This window comes from Rhodococcus sp. ACS1, from assembly GCF_002300155.1.
GTDB lineage: Bacteria > Actinomycetota > Actinomycetes > Mycobacteriales > Mycobacteriaceae > Rhodococcus_F > Rhodococcus_F koreensis.
Window position 1 is genome coordinate 1,304,705 of sequence record NZ_NSDZ01000004.1, and the last position, 19,859, is coordinate 1,324,563.

The following is a 19,859-nucleotide window of genomic DNA, read 5'->3' on the forward strand; positions in this document are numbered from 1 at the left end:
GGTAATTCTGCGCCTCGTCGAGGCCGGACATCGGATCACCAGAAAAGGAACAATATGAGTGCACGTGCGCCCAGGCGTCTCGACCCGTGGGGCGGGACCCCCGAGGTTACTTCGAGGGCTACAGGCTTCTTCAGGGTAGAGAGGATCGACGGCCGATGGTGGTTCATCGACCCGGCGGGAAACGGATTCCTCTCGGCAGGTGTCAATCACGCGGAGGACACAGACCTCAAGCACCATTACAACGCGCATATCTGGCGGGAGAAGTACGGCGACCGCGAGACCTGGATCCGAGAAGGCGTCGTCCGCGATCTGAGGGACTGGGGCTTCAACACTCTCGGCTGGACACAGCAGTGGGTCAGTGGTGGTGGGGAGCTGATCACGGACTGGAACAAGACCTTCGACTTGCAGCACTCACAGGGTTTCAGCAGTGCTGACTACGAGATCGCGGGCATGCCCTTCGTTCAGAACCTGCGGGTCGCGCAGATCGAGGATTGGAACGGCAACCCGATCCATCCGGACGTTTTCTCGTCTGATTGGGAAGACTTCGTCGAGTATCAAGCGCGCCAGGTCTGCTTCGACCAGGCCGGCAACGAGAAGTTGCTCGGATACTTCCTCGTAGACATCCCGGCGTGGCTGCCCCACGCGTCCGGAAGCGACTTTCCCTCGGTGCAGGGGCTGAGTCCCCGGGAGCGCGACGAACGGCTGTACGAGATTGCGCACAAGTACTACGAGACGGTGACCCGTCACATCAAAGCGCAGGATCCGAATCACCTGATCCTGGGGGACAGATACAACGGAAACAAGGGTATTCCGCAGCCGGTTCTCGACGCCGCGCGGCCGTTCATCGATGTTCTGTCGATCCAGTACTTCACGGATGAGCGCCAAGACCACGAAGTGATGCGCAACGATCTCGCGAAGTGGTCCGCCGGGATCGACAAGCCCGTCCTCATCGCCGACATCGGCAACTGTGCCCCCACCGTGCTGAACCCGGACCGCACTGCACTGCAGGATCACGCTGCGCGTGGTGACGACTACGTCCAGAGCATTGGCCGCGTCCTCGGTGAGCCGTGGTTGGTTGGTTGGCACTGGTGCGGCTACATCGAGAATGACGCCCGCGGTTGGGGACTGAAAGATCACGAGGACGAGCCGTACGGGGACCTCGTCGACCCGGTCCGCGCGTTCAACGGCGCAATCTACGATGTCGCGGCAAGGATGTCCGATGCCTAGGGTTTCCGACGAGCAGAAGCTCATCAACGCAGCGAATGGGCTCAGGGATCCTCTTGCCCGCCGATCGTTTCTGAAGCTCGCGACGTTGGCAGGCGCCGGCATAGCGGCTGCTCCGCTTCTCGCGGCCTGCAATCGAGAGTCAGCCGCCGCGAGTGGCACAATCCAGTCGGCGACTGGTATCGACCTTCAGACCGGGCGCATCTCGCAACAAATCTACGGTCTCACGAACGACTACTGGAACAGCTGGAACGCCGGATACGAGGCGGCCACGAAGGCGTTGCAGTGCAACGCCCGCCAGTTCTACCACGACAACGATCCGGCGAAGCAGGTCGGGCAATTGCAGACCGTGAAGGCGACCGGTAGCCGGATGCTGATCGGGGCACCCGCGACTGCCGGGATCGTTCCCGCGATGGCCCGGACCATCCAAGAGAATCAGACCTATTGGGTGCCGTCGTGGGAACTCCAGCCGTGGTTGACGCCGATCGACGTGGGGGACTACTTGGTCACTCACGTCACGCCGCCGTCGGAGAAGATCGCGTACGAGGTGGCGACCGAGCTGTTTCGGCAGATCGGGAACACGGGAAAAGTGGTTCACATCGCCGGTCTGAGAGGCTCGACGCCCGATCTCTACCGGAGTGCGGGGCTGGCTCGCGCTCTCGCGGAGAACCCTGGAATCGAACTCGTCGGCGGCCTGTTCGGAGAGTGGGATCGCGAGAAGTCGCGATCCGTGATGCTGAACATGGTCACTGCGTATCCGGACATGGTCGCGGTGTTCGCGCAGAGTGACGCGCAGGCCAACGGCGTCCTCAGTGTCCTCGAGGAGCGAAACATGCGGCACGTCAAAGTCTCCGGCATCGACGGAAACAAGGAGAACCTGCAGAAGATCATGACCGGGCCCAACATGGCGGTCACGCACATGTCGGTGCCGCCACATCTGGCCGCCTACTCGGCGGTGGCGGCCTTCGATGCGCTCAACGGATGGAAGCCCACCCTGCCAGAGCGGATGATGTATCAGGAATCGACCCTGATCACCCGCGAGAACGCGGAAGACGCGTACGACAAGGTCTACCGAGGCGGACTGCCCTATGACGTCGCGAAGATGAGTCGCACCCTGAATCCGAGCGACTGGGATCCCCAGAACTTGATGATTCCCATCGATCCCGAACTGCACTGGCGCGGTCTCGACAAGGCCGGCCGTTCCCTCAACGGAGCGTACTCGGAGCCGGGCTTCAACACCGAGTTCCGTCGAGTGGCAGCGGACTACGCGGATCGCTACCGGTCCGGCCCGTTCAAGTCCTGAGGAGGAACCGTGGAAATCAATCTCAGTCAGACCCTTTCCGATTCGCTCGATCCGGCTGTTGAGGCTCTCGCTCTCGAGATGACCGGAATCACCAAGAGGTACGGCTCGTTCACGGCAGTCGATGGAGTCGACCTCAGTGTCCGTCCCAACACAGTTCTGGGCCTCGTCGGCGAGAACGGCGCCGGTAAGTCGACGATTCTGTCGATCATCAACGGAACGAATCGGCCCGACAGCGGCACGATGGAGATCGCAGGCTCGGTTGTGGGCTACGGGCATCCCCTCGAAGCCGCCGAGCACGGCGTGGCGACAGTGTTCCAAGAGCAAGGTCTCATCCCGTCGCTACCGGTGTACGAAAACATGTTCCTCGGCCGGGAGAAGCGATTCATCCACCACGGAATTCTGCGTCGCCGTTCGATGATCGCCGAGGCCGCGAAGGTGCTTCGGGATCTCGGCGTGGACATCGATCCCACTCAGGCTACCCAGAACCTGTCGTTCGGCCAGAGGCAGCTGGTGGAGATCGGCAAGGCCTTCGCGACGACGGCTGCGCACGATGCGCACCCGATCATCCTCCTGGACGAGCCGACCAGCGCTCTGTCGGCTGTAGAAACAGAACTCCTCTTCGACAACGTGCGGAGATGGCGAGATCGCGCGACCTTCGTGCTGGTGTCGCATCGGCTCTCAGACCTTCAGGCGCTCTGCGATGACGTCGCGGTGCTTCGGGACGGTTCGCTGATCGCTCAACTGCCGATCGCCGACACCACGGACGACCAGTTGCACGAGTTGATGGTCGGGCGCAAACGAGATGTCGAGTACTACAAGGAGGCCGACCAACGCGACACCCTCGGTCCTGTGGTTCTCGACGTTGCTGGTCTGTCCAGTGCGGGACGATTCCGGGAGGTAAACTTCCAGCTTCGCCAGGGGGAGATCGTGGGATTGGCCGGTGTGCTCGGCTCCGGGAAATCCGATCTCGCACGTGCCGTGGCGGGTATCCAGAAAAGAGACCAGGGGTCCATCGAGATCGCAGGTGCGCCCCTACGAAACGGCTCGATCTCCCACGCGATCAGGCAGGGAATCCAGTACGTTCCGGCGGAGCGGACAGCCGAAGGCGTCATTCTCTCGCACAGCGTCGAAAAGAATCTGACACTCACGTTGCTCGACAAGCTCACCTACCGCAGCACCTCGATCCTGAACCTGCGGGGAGGTCGCGCGATGACACAGCGCTGGATCGCGAGGCTGCGAATCAAGGCACCGGGCCCGGATGTGCCGATCGGGCGGCTGTCCGGGGGTAACCAGCAAAAGGTGGTGTTCGCTCGATGTCTCGAACGCGAGCCCTCCATCCTCGTGCTCGACGACCCCTGTCGCGGGCTGGATGTCGGCGCCAAAGAAGAGCTGTACGAACTGGTCCGCTCGTTTGCGGAATCAGGTGGAAGCGTAATCCTCGTGTCGGACAACCTGCCCGAGATCATCGGGCTGTCGAACACGATTCTGGTAATGCGATCGGGTGCAATCACTGCGTCGCTGAAGAGCCCGGCGAGCGCAAAGCCCGACGAGCGAGATATCGTCAAGGAGATGGTCTGATCATGACAAACGCGACTCTCGAACGAACCACCCTCGACATATCGGAAACACTGCGAAAAAACAGTACGCTCGTATACCCGTTCGTCTCGGTGTTTGCGATCATCGCGTACTTCACGATCACCAGCCCTCAGTTCCTGACATTCGACAACGCGACGAACATCGGACGGCAGGCCGCGGTCCTCCTTCTCGTCGCATTGGCTGGAACGGTTGTCATCCTGATCGGATCGATCGATCTGTCGGTCGGGGCGAACGTGACGCTGTCAGGGCTCGTGACCGCGGCAGCGGTCGATCGGGTCGGGCTCCTGGGCGCCATCGTCGTGGGTGTCCTGGCAGGTGCCGCAATCGGATTCACCAACGGCGTCATCTACACGGGACTGAAGGTGCCCTCGTTCCTCGTCACACTCGGAACCATGTCGGTATGTGCCGGAGTTGCCGGCCACCTGTCCGGGGGCAGTGCGATCGTCTACTCCAGCACGGCCCTTCCCGGCTTCGTCAATTCGAAATCGGTCCTCGGGATACCCAACGTGATTTTCATCGTGCTTGCTGTGGCGGCCCTCCTGACCGCCGTGTCGTTCCGAACCAAGTTCGGGCGGTATCTCTATGCGATCGGGGGCGGCGAACCGGTCGCCGTACTGTCCGGAATCAACCTGCGCAGGTACAAAGTTCTCGCGTTCGTGCTCGGCGGTGCGTTGTGTGGATTGGGTGGGGTCATCCTCACCGGCCAAGTCCAAGCCGGCTCGCCCAGCGCCGGTGACGCGCTCCTGCTGGATTCGATCGCCGCGGTCGTCATGGGCGGGACAGCCCTCTCCGGGGGACTGGGAGGAGCGCACCGGACGGTACTGGGCGTCGTCGTCATCGCCCTGTTGTCGAACGGCATGGACCTCACCGGGGTGAACAACTTCACCCAGGAGATCGTGAAGGGGCTCGTAGTGGTCGCGTCGGTCGCATTGACGATCGACAGAAGCCGATACAGCTTCATCAAATAGCGGGATCTCCCGACTGCCGCATGCTCATGCCCTACATCCTCGACACATGGAGGTAATACGCTGTCATGTCCGACAATGCCACCCCATCGACACGGTTCGGAACCGCGACCCCGCCCTATGCGGTGCCGAGGCGCAGCAAAACGAGTATCCAGAAGCATGATCTGAAGCACGGCCTCGTCCCCGTCGCGGAGGGAGTGCGACTGCACTACGTCGTCGCGGGCGAGGGCGAACCCGTCCTGCTCATACCGGGCTGGCCGCAAAGCTGGTACGCGTGGCGCTTCATCATTCCCCTCCTCGTGGAGGCCGGGCGCCGCGTCTACGCCATCGACCCGCGCGGATTTGGCGACAGCGATATGCCCAGTGAGGGATATGGTTTGGACAACGTTGCCGAGGACGTACACGTCTTCATCGAGCAACTCGGGCTCGCCGGTCCCGATGGCCTCGACATCGTCAGCCACGACACGGGGAGTTGGATCGCGCACGCGCACGCCGCAGCCTATCCGGAGGACGTCCGAACTCTGGTTCTCTCGGACGCTCATATTCCCTGGGTGTCACCGCTGCCCGAGCGCGGCTATCCGGACGACAGTCTGAATGCCCGCCAGTGGCACTTCTACTTCAACCGAGTCGAAGGATTGTCGGAGGCACTCATTCACGGCCGGGAAAGAGAGTTCCTCAGCTGGTTCTTCGGCCCGTCCAAGCTCGCGCGCACCTGGGTCATCGATGCGGAAGCATTCGAAGAGTACCTACGGGTCTTCTCCAAACCGGGGGCGGTCCGGGCAGGTCTGAACTATTACCGCGAGGTGTTCAGCCCACGCGGTCGCGCGGCGAGCGAGGCGCGCAAACAGAAGCGGCTCGACATGCCCATCCTGACTCTCGGCGGGTCCTACGCCGACGCGGACAACCTCTTCCACACGATGCGTCAGTTCAGTACCGACGTCCGCGACCGCGTCTTCGAGGGAATCGGACATCACCTGCCGGAGGAGTGTCCTGAAGAGATGGCCGCGGAGATCATCGACTTCTGGGCGGCTCCGCCGCCCGTGCGCCTTTCTGGTTGTTCCAGCAACCAGAACGGCGCACGAGCCCGGAGGGCCTAGAGGTCGAGGCTCGTGGCCGGCGCGACCGCGTGGAGGCGCTCGGCGGTCGCGGCGTCCTGGGTGTCGTATCGGCGGGCGCACTCGACGAGTGTCGCCGACATCTCGGCGAGGGTGCGCTGCAACGACTCCTGCCTGCCGTCGAGGTAGGACGTGAACAGGGCGAACCCGGCACCGGCCGCGTCCGGCCACGCAGCCCCCGAGTCGGCGACGGCAGCGTCGATGGGGTTCAGCCGTGAGAGTGCATCGTCGAACAGGGCGTCGAGCTGACCGGCCGCTGCGCGCAGGGTACCGGTGTCGACGTGGGTGGAACCGCTCATTTTCGATCCTTCGTGTCGGTCGAGACGAGATCGGACTCCCGCGGGCGCGATCGATCCGCTAGGGTACGGGCATTATGCATCCTGGGGGGGGATCGTGAATCTGAGGGACATAACCCAGTGGGACGTCCGCGCGCTGCAGGCCGTGCAACGGTCGCTGTCCGAGCGGGCGGCGACCATCGCGTTCGTGCAGGACGGTCTCGCCGACATCGGCCGGTTGCCGGCGTGGCAGGACGAGGCCGCGGACGCCGCACGTCGGCGGTTCCGGATCGCCGCGGATGAACTGAGCGGCGAGGCGGCGTCGGTCGCTGTCGTCGAATCGCTGGTCCGCGAGTTGGTCGACGCGGTCACGCACTTGCAGACCGAACTCGACGGCGTCCGGGACACTGCTCTCGCCCACGGTATGGCAGTGTCGGACAACGGGGACGTCGAGGACGCACCGGGACCACCGGTCGACGTGCTGGACGCGTCGGGGCGCGAGGAAATCCGCGCCGAACTGGGTGCCGCGGCCCGGGCGTTGATCCTGCAGGCGGAGGACCTCGTCGCCGACGCGGCTGCCGTCCTGACGCGGGTCGCGGAGGGCGGTGTCGAACCCGGTGAGGTGGGTCGCGGCCTGTCCGCCCCCGCGCCGCCACCAGACGGTTCCCCGCTCGCCAACCGCGAGTACTGGGATGCCCTGCCCACAGCTCAGCGGCGCGAGGTGATCGAGCGGCATCCCGAGTGGGTAGGCGCCCGTGACGGCATTCCGTCCGCGGTGCGGCACGAGGCGAACGTGAGCCGATTCGCCGACGAGCGGTCGCGGTGGGAGTGGGAACGGGACCGCCTCCGGGAGAGGCTGGACCACAACGTGTTCGGTGGCGCGTTCACCGACGACGATGCACGCCTGTGGTATGTCGAGCAGAAGCTGCAGGACCTCGACCACCTCGAGGCACTCGTCCGCGACCACCCGGACGGCAGGCTGATGCTGCTCGACCTGCAGTCGGGTGAACGGACGATGGCCGCGTTCGCGCTCGGCGACCCCGACACCGCCGACCACATCTCCGTCACCACCCCGGGCATCGACACCACCGTCGGCTCCCTCGCCGGAATGACCGACGAGGCGAGGGCGCTGAAGGCGGAAATCGAACGGCAGCTGGACCTGTCCGGACACACCGGCGACACGGTGTCGACGATCGCATGGCTCGGGTATCAGCCGCCGACCACCACGGGCCCGGGCAATTACGACGTCCCGTTCATCGACCAGAACCTCGGGCGCGGATGGCTCCTCGACGCATGGCAGTCCGACCGCGCGACCGCGGGAGCCCCGAAGCTCGCCTCGTTCTACGAGGGTCTCGACGTCGCCTCGCGGACGCCCGACCCGCACATCACCGCCCTCGGACATTCGTATGGTTCGTACACCCAGGGCCTGGCCCTGCAGGTAGCGGGACCGCGGCAACCGGTGGACGACGCCGTGTTCTACGGTTCGCCCGGCTTCGATGCGAACGACGAATCGGACCTCGGGCTGGCACCCGGCCACGGGTTCGTGATGCGCGCGCACGACGACCCGATCACCGTGGCTGACGGGTTCGGCCGGCTCGGACCGGATCCGGTGCAGACCGATCTCGAGCAACTGTCGGTGCGTGCGGCGACGACCCCCGACGGCGTCCGGCGGGAAGATGCCAACGGGCACAGCGAGTATCCACGGCCGAGTGACAACGGCGAACTCCGGGCGTCGGGCTACAACATGGCCGTGATCGCGGCGGGTCTGCCGGAACTGGCGCTCCGGTGACGATCCGGTGGGTGACGAAGACGGTCGCCGTGATCGGCGCGGCGATCCTGACGAGCGGATGTGGTGGCATGACGGACAACCCGTACAACTTCGGCGACGAGGAGATCGCGGCGGCGGCCGAGAGCCTGAGCGGCAGGCCGACGCTCGCCGTCACCGAGAGACACGTCACCGATGCGCTGGTGCGGATCAGCGAAGCCGTCGGCGCGATCGCTCCGGATGTCCAGTGGCGGTGGCATCGTGAACGCAGCCAGGGTGGCGGATGCCCCGGACCGTATGCCTACACGGAGGGGAAGTCCGTCACCACGCGAGCGCTACTGTCCGACAACCCGATCCGCGACGATGATTGGCCGGTGGTGCTGGCGGCGGTCCGCGAGGTCGCCGCCGACGCCGGGATGGATCGGGTCGACGTCCACGTCGACGAGCCCGGACGTCACGATGTGACGTTCGCCGGTGGAGACGGGAACCGGATCACGTTCGGGACGTACAAGGCAGCCTCCCTCCGCGGCGTCACCGGCTGCCGCCACCCGTGAGTACTTGTTAACGTCCGGCGGTTACTAAGTACTCACGGGTGGCGCAGCCGCATCGCCGAACGGATCCGACGTGCGGCCGACCAGATCGGCGACCGATTTGAGCACGGCGGTGGGGCGGTAGGGGAACAACTCCACCGAATCCCGCGTCGAGATTCCGGTGAGGACGAGGATGGTCTGCAGCCCGGCCTCGAGACCGCAGACGATGTCGGTGTCCATGCGGTCACCGATCATCAGTGTGTTCGCGGAGTGCGCGCCGATGGCCCGCAGGGCCGAGCGCATCATCAGCGCGTTCGGCTTGCCCACGTAGTACGGGTCGCGGCCGGTGGCCCGGCTGATCAGTGCCGCAACGGATCCCGTGGCCGGAAGGGAACCCTCGCGCGACGGTCCGGTGGGGTCGGGGTTGGTGGCGATGAAGCGAGCGCCTCTCTCCACCAGTCGAATTGCGGTGGTGATGGCCTCGAAGGAATAGGTGCGGGTCTCGCCGAGGACCACGTAGTCGGGATCGTTCTCGGTGAGGACGTATCCGATGTCGTGCAGTGCGGTGGTGAGCCCGGACTCGCCGACGACGTAGGCGCTGCCGCCGGGGCGCTGGTTCGCCAGGAACGTCGCGGTGGCCAGGGCGGACGTCCAGATCGATTCCTCGGGAATGTCCAGGCCGGTGCGGAGCAGCCGGGCGCGGAGATCGCGCGGAGTCCTGATGGAATTGTTGGTCAGGACGATGAACGGGGTGCCGGACTCCCGGAGTTCGGCCAGGAACAGGTCGGCGCCGGGGACCAGATGCTCTTCGTGGACGAGAACGCCGTCCATGTCCATGAGATAGGTCCAGCCCGGGTGCTCTACTTCGTTGCTCACCGACTCAGTATGGGGGAGCGGGAGGGTGCATGCGTGACTATGCGAGCAGCCGGAACAGGCCGATGAGACCGACGACGACGATGGTTCCCCGTAGTGCGGTGGGGGACAGGCGGCGGCCGTAGCGGGCGCCGAGGACGCCTCCGAGCAGCGAGCCCACCGCGATGAGGCCGGCGGCCGCCCAGCTGATCCGGTCGAAGGCCACGAGCGTGTACGCGGTCGCCGCGACGACGTTGACGATGAGCGACAGCAGATTCTTCGCGCCGTTCATCCGTTGCAGGCTCTCCGGCAGGATCGCGCCCATCACGCCCATCAGCAGAATGCCCTGCGCAGCGGTGAAGTATCCGCCGTACACGCCGACGGCGAACGTGCCGACGGTCAGCAGGGTGAGTCGCGCCGTGCTCAGGCCCGCCTCGTGGCTGCCACGCTGCTTCGCCCAGGCCTGGATCTTCGGCTGCAGCACCACCAGGATCAGGGCGAGGATCAGCAGCACCGGGACGACGAGTTCGAACACCGTTTCGGGGAGGTGCAGCAGCAGCCACGAGCCGAGAACCGCACCGCACAGGGACGCCGGGATCTGCCACCGCAACCGCGGCCCCTGCCCGGCCAGCTCCCGCCGGTACCCCCACGTGCCGGACACGCCACCGGCGACCAGGCCGATCGCGTTCGACATCGTCGCGGTCACCGGAGGGAACCCGAAAGCCACCAGGGTGGGGAAGGTGATGAGCGTGCCGCTGCCGACGATGGCGTTGATCGCGCCCGCGCCGACGCCGGCTACCAGGATCGCGATGACTTCGAGTGGTGTCACCGAGGCGACGTTACAAGGGCCTCGGACGGCCCGGCAGCCGGGTCACGCGGCGGTGGCGATACGCGACTGCTCGTCTCATCCAACCGCATCTCCGACCACTTGTCAGCACTTCTGCGCACGGTGATTCTTGCGTCCGCTCGACGCCATTTCCCCTGTGTTGCAGGGAAATGCCCCGTGTTGACGACGTCCGGGAATGCAGCTAGTGTTCGCTTCAACCATCCAGAGCGACCGAGAGACCTGGCTCGTTGACGTCGCAGCAACCCTTCCGAATTTTTCGGGTGCGGGTGCTACCGCCGGGATCGATGGAAGGCAGCACATGAACTACCCCGCGCGCCCTGCGTGGCGCAGACGGCACATCGACCTGTGCCGTACCACCTCCTGCCACTGTTGACGAGGTCTCACCGCACGCTCACCGGGTAAAACGCCAGGTGAGCGCCTGACGCGCGCCCGCATCCCGCGGAAGACGCGCCCTCTTCCCCGTCCCGTCTCCAGGTGAAAGGCCGCCTCAGTGATGTCTGTTCCCAGTGGTGAGCGAGCGTGAGCGCCCCCGTCCGGGCGCGTTCGGCCGCGCCCCTTGATTCCGAACCGTCCGGCAATGGTGACCGGCCCGCGGACGCCGCGCTGGAGGTCGCACGGCGGTGGCACCCGTGGCGGTGGGTGGTCAGCGCCGCCGTGCTGGTGCTGCTCGCCCAGTTCGTCCACGGCCTCGCCACCAACCCGGGGTGGGACTGGGCGACGTTCGGCAAGTACTTCACCGCCGGCTCCGTGCTGCAGGCCCTGTGGATGACGGTGAAGCTGACCCTCTGGGGGACGGTCCTCGGATTCGCGCTCGGTGTGGTGCTGGCGGTCAGCCGCCTGTCGCACAACCCGGTGCTGCAGGTGATCGCCTGGGTCTACATCTGGGCGTTCCGGTCGATCCCGCTGATCGTGCAACTCCTGTTCTGGTTCAACATCACGTACCTGTATCAGACTCTGTCGCTGGGAATTCCGTTCGGACCGGGCTTCTTCACGTTCGAGGTCAACGGCGTCATCAGCGGCTTCACCGCCGCCGTCATCGGTCTGGCCCTGCACCAGGCCGCGTACTCCGCCGAGATCATCCGTTCCGGCATCATCTCGGTGGACCACGGGCAAATCGAGGCGGCGCAGTCGCTGGGCATTCCGCGTCGTCGCCAGTTCTTCAAGATCGTTCTGCCGCAGGCGATGCGCGGCATCCTGCCGAACGCCGCGAACGAGGTGATCAGCCTGTTCAAGGGCACGTCGATCGTGTCGACGATGGCGATCGCGGAACTGTTCTACCAGGTTCAGGTGATCTTCGGCCGCAACGGTCGCGTCGTGCCCCTGCTGATGGTCGCGACGATCTGGTACATCATCCTGACCACGCTGTTGTCGGTCGGCCAGTACTACGTCGAGCGGCACTACGCCCGCGGATCGGCTCGGGCACTGCCCCCGACTCCGTGGCAGAAGGTCACCCGGAAATTCGCCGAGATCCGCGACGCCGGCGTCTCCGTACCGAGAGGGGCCACGAAATGACGACCGACACCCAGCAGGCAGAGTTCGCGGTGGAGGTTCGCGGAGTCCACAAGTCCTTCGGCGCACTCGAAGTCCTCCAGGGTGTGGACCTGCTGGTCCGCAAGGGCGAGGTGACGGTGATCCTGGGCCCGTCGGGTTCCGGCAAGTCCACGCTGCTCCGCACGCTCAACCACCTGGAGAAGGTCGACCGGGGCACCATCCGGATCGACGGCGACCTCATCGGCTACCGGCGCAAGGGCAACAAACTCCACGAACTGCGGGAACGCGACATCCTGAAGCAGCGGTCCCGGATCGGATTCGTGTTCCAGAACTTCAACCTGTTCCCCCACCTCACGGTGCTGGAGAACGTGGTCGAGGCACCGGTGTCGGCGCAGGGCCGTGACCGGGCCGAGGTCGAGGCCGAGGCGATCGCCCTCCTCGAACGGGTCGGCGTGGGTGACAAGGCCCACGAGTACCCGCGGCAACTGTCCGGCGGCCAGCAGCAGCGGGTCGCGATCGCCCGGGCCCTCGCACTGCGCCCTGCGGTGATCCTGTTCGACGAGCCCACGTCGGCGCTCGACCCGGAACTGGTCGGCGAGGTTCTCGCCGTCATCAAGCAACTGGCACGCGACGGCGCCACCCTCGTCATCGTCACCCACGAGGTGGGTTTCGCGCGGGAGGTCGCCGACACGGCCGTCTTCATGGACGCCGGCGTCGTCGTGGAGCAGGGCCCGCCCGAGCAGGTCATCGACGACCCACAGCACGACCGCACCAAAGCTTTTCTCTCCCGAGTTCTCTGACCTCCACACCCCGGTGTGGATCCCCGAAAGGCACACATGTCCACCGCACGGTTCCGTAAGAAGATTCTGGCCTCGGCTCTCACCACCGTCGCGCTCCTCGCCGCCGCGTGCGGGGGCGGCGACGTCGAGGACGAGGGATCGGGGCCCACCTCGGCCGCCGGCTACAACCTCACCGCCGATCAGAATCGCATCACCACCGACGAGGTCGAGTCGATCGCCGCGAAGGTTCCCCAGCAGATCCGCGACCGCGGCACGCTCGTCGTCACGGGCAGTGCCGGTTCCGCCCCGCCGCTGCGCTTCTACGCCGACGACGACAAGACGCTCATCGGCTCGGAAACCGACTTCGCATACCTGATCGGCGACGTCCTCGGCCTGAAGGTCGATCTCCAGGCCGCGGACTGGGCGCAGAACTTCGTCCGGATCGACTCGGGGGAAGCCGACGCCTTCATCTCCAACGTCACCGTCACCGAGGAGCGGAAGGAGAAGTACGACTTCTCGACATACCGCCTCGACACGGTCGCGTTCGAGACGAAGAAGGGCAGCGGCATCCAGATCAAGGAACCCAAGGACGTCGCGGGCCTGAAGATCGCGGTCTCCTCCGGCACCAATCAGGAAGCGCTGCTGGTGAAGTGGAGCGAGCAGAACGTGGCGGCCGGTCTCGAACCCACCGACATCACCTACTACCAGAACGCCACCGACTACTACCTGCCGCTCGCGTCGGGGCGGATCGACGCCTACTTCGGCCCCAACCCCTCCTCGTCGTTCCACGTGGCGCAGGCCGGGGAGACCGAGATCGCCGGAACGTTCTCGGGCGCCGGCGACGCACTCCAGGGTGAGATCGCCGTGCTCACCAAGAAGGACAACGGGCTGATTACCGCCGTCAACGAGGCCATCAACCATGTCATCGAGAACGGCACGTACGCACAGGTTCTCGACCGCTGGAACATCGCGAACGAGGCCGTGAACACGTCGGTCGTCAACCCGCCCGGGCTCCCGAAGACCAGCTGACAGGAGGAACAGTGAGCGAGAGGACCGACCCCGTGCAGACCGTGTTCGTCGATCAGGCCGATCCACTGGCCGCGCCGCTGCTCGAAGAACTGGCGACCGAATACAGCACTCGGTACGGGCGGTCCCGCGACCAGATGTACGAGGACCTCAGCACGTATCCGGCGGAGGAGTTCGCCGCACCGGGGGGCGCGCTGCTCGTCGTGGTCGAGGACGGGACGTCGGTGGCGGGCGGCGCCTTCCGCCGCTACGACGGCACGACCGCGGAACTCAAGCGGATCTGGACCTCGTCCTCGCACCGCAGGCGCGGACTCGGGCGCATCGTGCTGCGGGAACTCGAGGCCGAGATCGTCCGGGCCGGCTACTCGCGCATCTTCCTCACCACCGGGCCGCGGCAACCCGAGGCGGTGGCCCTGTACCTGGCCGCGGGGTACACGGCGCTGTTCGACCGCTCCCTCCCACCGCAGGAAATCGGGGTCCACGGATTCGAGAAGCTCCTGCACACCGCCCTGCCTTCCGACTGCGCCGCAAAGGAGTACGAGTCCGTATGAAGTTTCTGCTGATGAGCCTGATCACTCACCACCCGGATCCGGTGACCGGGGAGAAGATCGGCACCGCGGCCAGGCTGCGGGAGGTCGTGGAATCGGCCGTCCTCGCCGAGCAACTGGGGTACGACGGTTTCGCGGTGGGCGAGCGCCACGAACACCCCTTCCTGTCCTCGTCGCCGCCCGTGGTGCTCAGCGCCATCGCGGCGCGGACCACCACCCTGCAGTTGTGGACCGCGGTGACCACGCTGAGCCTGCTCGACCCGGTCCGTGCGTTCGAGGACTACTCGACGCTCGACAACCTGTCGGGTGGCCGGCTGCAGCTCATCATCGGCAAGGGAAACGGCACCGCGCAGGCACAGCTGTTCCACGTCACGCCGGACGACCAGTGGGACCGCAACCGAGAAGGGTACGAGCTGTTCCGGAAGTTGTGGGAGAGCGAGGACGTCACCTGGGAGGGCACGTTCCGGCCGTCGCTCGAGCACGCCGTCGCGCTGCCCCGCCCGTTGCAGCGGCGGATCCGGATCTGGCACGGCAGCGCGACGAGCAAGGAATCGGTGGATCTCGCCGCCCGCCACGGAGATCCGATCTTCTCCGCGAACGTGACGTATCCCATCGACTCCTACGCCGAACTCGTCCGGCACTACCGCGAACGGTGGACCCATTACGGTCACGATCCCGCCGACGCCCTCGTCGGCGCCGGGACCGCCGGGTTCTACGTCACACCGAACTCGCAGGACGCGCTCGACGTGTGGCGGCCGATTCACGCCGCCCGGCTCGACTTCGCCCGCAAGGCAGGACTTCCCGTGGTATTCGAGACCCTCGAGGACTTCGTCGAACGCAGCTCCGCGCTGATCGGCAGCCCGCAGCAGGTGATCGACAAGGTGCAGCGCTACCACGAGCAGTTCGGCCACGAGGTGATCCACCTGAGCGCCGACCGCGTCGGCAGCGACAAACAGCACCGCGAGAGCCTCGAGCTGTTCCAGGCCGAGGTGGCGCCCGTGTTGCGCGAGACCATTCCGAGCCGCCCCCTCGCGGCCGACACAGAGGAGGAACGGCCATGAGCCTGCATCTGGGCATCGAACTCGACGGCGAGGGAACGCATCCCGAGGCCTGGCGGCGCGCCGCGCACACACCCGACCGGTTGCTGACCGGGCGAACGGTGGCGGACCGGGTCGCTGCGGCGGAGAACGCCGGTTTCACATTCGCCTCCTTCGACGATTCGCTGCTGCCGCCCGGCGCCGTCGGGGGACCCGTCGGCCGGATCGACGCCGTGAACCGCGCCGCGTTCGTGGCCGCGACCACCAGCACGATCGGTCTCGTACCGGTGGTCGGCACCACCTACGCCGAACCGTTTCACACGTCCTCCCAGCTCGCGACACTCGACTACGCGTCGCGGGGCCGCGGCGGCTGGATCGCCGCACGCGACACCGACCCGCGGGTCGCGGGCGCACTGGGCCGGACCGAGATCACCGCACCCGCCGACCTCGCGCGGGAGGAGCGGGACGCGATCGCCGTGGTCCGGAACCTGTGGGATTCCTGGGAGGACGACGCGGTGATCCGCGACTACGCCACCGGCCGTTTCGTCGACCGCGACCGGCTGCACTACATCGACTTCCGGGGCGAGACGTACTCGGTGAAGGGTCCGGCGATCGTGCCGCGGCCGCCGCAGGGGCAACTGGTGGTGTTCGGACTCGACGGGCAGACCGATCCGACCCAGGTCGACGTGGTGCTGGTGTCCGGGACGACGCCCGGTGACATCGCCGACGCCGCCGCGCGGGCGAAGGACCGCGGGGCGGCGCTGGTGTTCGCCGAACTCGACGTGGCGCTGGGCGCAGCCACTCCCGCCCCGTCGAGTGAGCGGCTGTCGTTCGCCGGCGAGGCCACCGGACTGGTGGAACTGCTGCGCGCACTGGATTCGCAGGTCGACGGTGTGCGCCTGCATCCCGCCGTGGTCGACGAGGACCTCCCGGTGCTGGCGCGGTACGTGATCCCGGCACTCCTGCGCGCCGGTGCCGCCCACCGTCCCGTTCCCGGTTCGACTCTGCGCAGCACGCTCGGACTCGACCGCCCCGCCAACCGATTCCGGGCCGAGCGCCTCGCAGAATCCTCTCGCTGAAAGGTTGTGGAGATCATGACCGACGACTCATACGCCCGGCCCGAAGCCCAGGTGCATTTCGGGGTCTTCTTCCAGGGCGTCAACCACACGACGATCTGGTCGGATCCGACGAGCGGATCGCAGATCGACTTCGAAACGTTCCGTCGGGTGGCACAGACCGCCGAGCGGGGCCTGTTCGACGCCTTCTTCCTGGGTGAGGGTCTACGCCTGCGGGAACAGGAAGGCAAGATCCTCGATCTCGACATCGTGGGCAGGCCGGATGCGATCACCCAGCTCTCGGCGCTGGCCGGCATCACCCGGCACATCGGGCTGGTGGCCACCCAGAACACCACCTACAACGAACCGGCCGACCTCGCCCGGCGACTGTCCGGGCTGGACCTGCTGTCCGGCGGACGCGCCGGCTGGAACGCCGTCACCACGGACAACGCGTGGACCGGTGAGAACTTCCGGCGCGGCGGCTTCCTCGATCACGCCGACCGGTACGAGCGGGCCGGGCAGTTCCTGGGCACCGCGCGGGCGATCTGGGACGCGTGGGCCGACGGCGCCGTCGCGACGAGCACCGAAGCGCCGTCCTGGGCCACCGCGGGCAGTGTGCAGGACGTGTCGCGGCGCACGTCGCAGTTCGACGTCACGATCACCCCCACCCTGCCGCGCAGCGCCCAGGGCCATCCCGTCATCTTCCAGGCCGGCGACTCACCGGCAGGCAGGGACTTCGCGGCCACGCACGCCGACGTGATCTTCTCCCGCCACGGAACCCATTTCGACGAGGCGCTCGGCTTCGCCGAGGACATCCGGGCGAGACTGCGCCGCGCGGGGCGCCCCGAGGACGACGTCAAGATTTTGCCGGGCACCCAGATCGTGCTCGCGGAGAACGCGTCCGAGGTGGAGGACAAGGTCCGCTGGGTCCGCGAAGGCCAGTACACCGGGCAGACGGCGCTGTCGCTGGTCGGTCAGGTGTGGGGCCGCGATCTGTCCGATCGCGACCCGGACGGTCCACTGCCCGAATTCGATCCGGTGCCCGCACCGATCTCCGTCACCCGCGGGGCCGCCCGCGACGGCAAGGACCCGCTCGCCATCGCCCGCGAGTGGCGCGCCCTGGCGGAGGCGCAGAACCTGTCGCTGCGGCAGGTCGCGATCGCGACCACTCAGCGGTCCGGTTTCGCGGGCACCCCGGGGCAGGTCGCCGACGAACTCACCCGGTGGGTTCGCAGCGGGGCGACCGACGGATTCAACATCTCGCCGTACCTGGTGCCCACCGGACTCGACGAGATCGTCGACCTGCTCGTACCCGAACTGCAGGAGCGCGGCTCGTACCGAACGGAATACGAAGGCGCGACCCTGCGTGAGCATCTCGGTCTCCGCCCGCCGCTGTCGCGACGGGAACTCCCGCCCCGGCAGGCAGTCGGGTAGCGGGGGCCGTGTGGCGCGGCGACCGGCGATCTCTTACACTCGGTAACGACCATCCAGAGCGACCGAGAGACCTGGCTCGTTGACGTCGCAGCAACCCCCCGCCCCGCGGGTGCGGGTGCTACCGCCGGGATCGATGGAGGAACCATGTTGACCGAAGGCTTCGTGAGCGCCTGGGGGCGTCTGCACGTCGATCTCTGTCGGCTGTCCACCTCGATCTGTCACAGCTGATCTGACACCCCGGCAGACATCCGGGGTTCTTGCTCTACACACCGCATCCGCGTCGGATCCGGTGTCCCTCACCTTTCTGTGCGCGTGAGCGCTGCCCACTCGACGGGTAGCGCGCACGGCACTTCTTCGAGATCACGGAGTTCTCGGTGCCATCAGTGCCTTTGTCCTCGTCCCACCGCGGCCGCATCGCGGCAGGTATCGGCGCCGCCGCCGTGCTGGCCACGGCGCTCACCGCCTGCGGTGGCGGCTCCAGCAGTTCCTCCGCGGACGCGGGCCCGCCCCAGCCCGGCGGCACCCTCCGCTACGGCCTGTCCCAGGCACCCACGTGCGCCGACCCCGCGCAGTCGGGCACCAACCAGACGATCTACGTGGCCCGGCAGGTGGTGGACTCGCTCACCGACCAGGACCCGGAGACGGGCGAACTGAAGCCGTGGCTGGCCGAGAGCTGGGACACCGACGCCGACGCGTCCTCCTTCACGTTCCATCTGAAGGAGGGGGTGACGTTCAGTGACGGAACGCCTTTCACCGCGGAGTCGGTGAAGAAGAACCTCGACGCCATCGTGAACACCCTCACCGGGGCCAAGGCCGCACTGGGTGCCAGCTACCTCACCGGGTACACGGGCACCACCGTGATCGACCCGCAGACCGCGCAGGTCGACTTCGCCGCACCCAACGCGCAGTTCCTCCAGGCGTCGTCCACCCCGCAGCTCGGCATCCTGTCCGACGCGTCCGTCGCGAAGTCCGCCGAAGAGCGGTGCACCGGCAACATCTCGGGCAGCGGGCCGTTCACGTACGCCGACTACCAGCAGGACAAGTCGGTCACCCTCGCCAAGCGCGCCGGATACAACTGGGGTTCCGACGTGTTCGCCCACGACGGCGAGGCCTACCTCGACACCATCGAGTTCACCGTCGTCCCCGAATCCGGTGTCCGCACGGGCAGCCTGTCCTCGGGACAGCTGGACGCGATCAGCGACGCGCTGCCGCAGGACGCCCCGCAGATCGAAGGTGCGGGCGGGCAGGTGCTCACCACCTCGAATCCCGGAACCCCGTTCGGCTTCCAGCCCAACGTGACCCGCGGACCGCTCGTCGACCCCGTCGTGCGCAGCGCGCTGGTGCCGGCGATCAACCGGCAGGAACTGGTCGACACCGTGCTCGGCCCCAACTTCAAGCCGGCCACCAGCACCCTGGCCAGCCGCACCCCGGGCTACGTGGCACTGCCCGACGTGACGTACGACCCGGAGAAGGCGAAGTCGATCCTGGATCAGGCGGGCTGGGTGCCCGGCGCCGACGGCATCCGCGAGAAGGGTGGTCAGAAGCTCGCCTTCCCCGTGCTGTTCAGCTCCGTGTTCGCCGGCAACCAGGCCATCCTCGAACTGGTGCAGCAGCAGCTCAGAGCGGTGGGAGTGGACCTGCAGCTCGACCTCGTGTCGACCCCGGAGGCCACCGCCCGCCAGAATTCCAAGGACTTCGACGCCACCTACTACAACAGCACCCGTGCCGACGGCGACATCCTGCGCACCCAGTTCGGGCTCGAAGGTCGCAACCTGAACAGCCGCGGCCCGATTCCCGCGCTCGACGACGTGCTGGCGAAGCAGCTCGCCACCACCGATCCCGCCGCGCGGAGCGCGCTCGTCGCCGACGCCCAGCAGCAGGTCCTCGACAACGGCCTGTGGATCCCCACGGTGGAGTTGTCGCAAGCGATCGGCGCGGGCCCGAACGTGCAGGACCTGAAGTTCGAGGCCTCGGCCCGGCTCCAGTTCTTCGACACCTGGATCAGCGGACGCTGAGC

General features: G+C 66.6%; 20 protein-coding genes and 2 riboswitches. Of the genes, 17 read left to right on the forward strand and 3 right to left on the reverse strand.

Annotation, left to right across the window (positions count from 1 at the left end; genetic code table 11):
- The first annotated feature begins 54 nt into the window (after window positions 1-54).
- The 5 genes from CJ179_RS18345 to CJ179_RS18365 all read left to right on the forward strand — a co-directional run bounded on the left by CJ179_RS18345 (window position 55) and on the right by CJ179_RS18365 (window position 6,185).
- A complete protein-coding gene (locus CJ179_RS18345; protein ID WP_218834829.1) occupies window positions 55-1,227 on the forward strand; it encodes an agarase in 1,173 nt (390 codons plus the stop codon).
- A complete protein-coding gene (locus tag CJ179_RS18350; RefSeq protein WP_179377611.1) occupies window positions 1,220-2,527 on the forward strand; it encodes a sugar ABC transporter substrate-binding protein in 1,308 nt (435 codons plus the stop codon). The genes CJ179_RS18345 and CJ179_RS18350 overlap by 8 nt, the downstream gene beginning before the upstream one ends.
- Window positions 2,528-2,605: 78 nt before the next feature.
- Window positions 2,606-4,105, forward strand: a complete 1,500-nt coding sequence (locus CJ179_RS18355; RefSeq protein ID WP_257015666.1) for a sugar ABC transporter ATP-binding protein — start codon at window positions 2,606-2,608, stop codon at window positions 4,103-4,105.
- Between the two features lie 2 nt (window positions 4,106-4,107).
- Window positions 4,108-5,091, forward strand: coding sequence for an ABC transporter permease (locus tag CJ179_RS18360; protein WP_083395786.1), 984 nt, complete (start codon window positions 4,108-4,110; stop codon window positions 5,089-5,091).
- 65 nt (window positions 5,092-5,156) lie between these two features.
- Window positions 5,157-6,185, forward strand: a complete 1,029-nt coding sequence (locus CJ179_RS18365; protein WP_072947139.1) for an alpha/beta fold hydrolase — start codon at window positions 5,157-5,159, stop codon at window positions 6,183-6,185.
- Here CJ179_RS18365 and CJ179_RS18370 read toward each other — a convergent pair.
- Window positions 6,182-6,502: a WXG100 family type VII secretion target gene (locus CJ179_RS18370; RefSeq protein ID WP_095862445.1), complete on the reverse strand. Its 321-nt coding sequence runs from the start codon at window positions 6,500-6,502 to the stop codon at window positions 6,182-6,184. The genes CJ179_RS18365 and CJ179_RS18370 overlap by 4 nt on opposite strands.
- A 94-nt stretch (window positions 6,503-6,596) precedes the next feature.
- Between CJ179_RS18370 and CJ179_RS18375 the strand changes: the two genes are divergently transcribed.
- Both CJ179_RS18375 and CJ179_RS18380 read left to right on the forward strand, forming a co-directional pair.
- Window positions 6,597-8,267: an alpha/beta hydrolase gene (locus tag CJ179_RS18375; RefSeq protein WP_095862446.1), complete on the forward strand. Its 1,671-nt coding sequence runs from the start codon at window positions 6,597-6,599 to the stop codon at window positions 8,265-8,267.
- 11 nt (window positions 8,268-8,278) lie between these two features.
- Complete coding sequence (locus tag CJ179_RS18380; RefSeq protein ID WP_257015600.1) at window positions 8,279-8,797, forward strand: LppA family lipoprotein; 519 nt, start codon at window positions 8,279-8,281, stop codon at window positions 8,795-8,797.
- Between the two features lie 24 nt (window positions 8,798-8,821).
- On the opposite strand, the gene CJ179_RS18385 is transcribed toward CJ179_RS18380, so the two are convergent.
- Together CJ179_RS18385 and CJ179_RS18390 are read right to left on the reverse strand one after the other, a co-directional pair.
- Window positions 8,822-9,610: an HAD-IIA family hydrolase gene (locus tag CJ179_RS18385; protein ID WP_095862448.1), complete on the reverse strand. Its 789-nt coding sequence runs from the start codon at window positions 9,608-9,610 to the stop codon at window positions 8,822-8,824.
- Between the two features lie 76 nt (window positions 9,611-9,686).
- Window positions 9,687-10,454 (reverse strand): sulfite exporter TauE/SafE family protein, encoded by a 768-nt coding sequence (locus CJ179_RS18390; protein WP_072947134.1) that lies wholly within the window; start codon window positions 10,452-10,454, stop codon window positions 9,687-9,689.
- Window positions 10,455-10,666: 212 nt separating this feature from the next.
- Window positions 10,667-10,763: riboswitch (SAM riboswitch) on the forward strand.
- Between the two features lie 7 nt (window positions 10,764-10,770).
- Between CJ179_RS18390 and CJ179_RS54030 the strand changes: the two genes are divergently transcribed.
- The 10 genes from CJ179_RS54030 to CJ179_RS18430 all read left to right on the forward strand — a co-directional run bounded on the left by CJ179_RS54030 (window position 10,771) and on the right by CJ179_RS18430 (window position 19,857).
- Complete coding sequence (locus tag CJ179_RS54030) at window positions 10,771-10,845, forward strand: putative leader peptide (protein ID WP_369426197.1); 75 nt, start codon at window positions 10,771-10,773, stop codon at window positions 10,843-10,845.
- Window positions 10,846-10,991: 146 nt separating this feature from the next.
- Window positions 10,992-11,984, forward strand: a complete 993-nt coding sequence (locus tag CJ179_RS18395) for an amino acid ABC transporter permease (protein WP_072947133.1) — start codon at window positions 10,992-10,994, stop codon at window positions 11,982-11,984.
- On the forward strand, window positions 11,981-12,763 hold the full coding sequence (locus tag CJ179_RS18400) for an amino acid ABC transporter ATP-binding protein (RefSeq protein ID WP_072947132.1): 783 nt from the start codon (window positions 11,981-11,983) through the stop codon (window positions 12,761-12,763). Before CJ179_RS18395 ends, CJ179_RS18400 begins: the two co-directional genes overlap by 4 nt.
- 36 nt (window positions 12,764-12,799) lie before the next feature.
- A complete protein-coding gene (locus tag CJ179_RS18405; RefSeq protein WP_095862449.1) occupies window positions 12,800-13,771 on the forward strand; it encodes an ABC transporter substrate-binding protein in 972 nt (323 codons plus the stop codon).
- Between the two features lie 11 nt (window positions 13,772-13,782).
- Window positions 13,783-14,319 (forward strand): GNAT family N-acetyltransferase, encoded by a 537-nt coding sequence (locus tag CJ179_RS18410; protein WP_095862450.1) that lies wholly within the window; start codon window positions 13,783-13,785, stop codon window positions 14,317-14,319.
- Window positions 14,316-15,377: an LLM class flavin-dependent oxidoreductase gene (locus tag CJ179_RS18415; RefSeq protein WP_095862451.1), complete on the forward strand. Its 1,062-nt coding sequence runs from the start codon at window positions 14,316-14,318 to the stop codon at window positions 15,375-15,377. The genes CJ179_RS18410 and CJ179_RS18415 overlap by 4 nt, the downstream gene beginning before the upstream one ends.
- Window positions 15,374-16,432 carry an LLM class flavin-dependent oxidoreductase gene (locus CJ179_RS18420; RefSeq protein WP_072947128.1) on the forward strand — a complete coding sequence of 353 codons (1,059 nt, stop codon included), beginning with the start codon at window positions 15,374-15,376 and terminating at the stop codon, window positions 16,430-16,432. Before CJ179_RS18415 ends, CJ179_RS18420 begins: the two co-directional genes overlap by 4 nt.
- 15 nt (window positions 16,433-16,447) lie before the next feature.
- On the forward strand, window positions 16,448-17,842 hold the full coding sequence (locus tag CJ179_RS18425) for an NtaA/DmoA family FMN-dependent monooxygenase (protein ID WP_095862736.1): 1,395 nt from the start codon (window positions 16,448-16,450) through the stop codon (window positions 17,840-17,842).
- A 46-nt stretch (window positions 17,843-17,888) separates the two neighbouring features.
- A riboswitch (SAM riboswitch) is annotated at window positions 17,889-17,982 on the forward strand.
- Between the two features lie 4 nt (window positions 17,983-17,986).
- Window positions 17,987-18,070, forward strand: coding sequence for a putative leader peptide (locus CJ179_RS54035; protein ID WP_310794466.1), 84 nt, complete (start codon window positions 17,987-17,989; stop codon window positions 18,068-18,070).
- A gap of 155 nt (window positions 18,071-18,225) precedes the next feature.
- Window positions 18,226-19,857 (forward strand): ABC transporter substrate-binding protein, encoded by a 1,632-nt coding sequence (locus CJ179_RS18430; RefSeq protein ID WP_095862452.1) that lies wholly within the window; start codon window positions 18,226-18,228, stop codon window positions 19,855-19,857.
- Window positions 19,858-19,859: the final 2 nt, after the last annotated feature.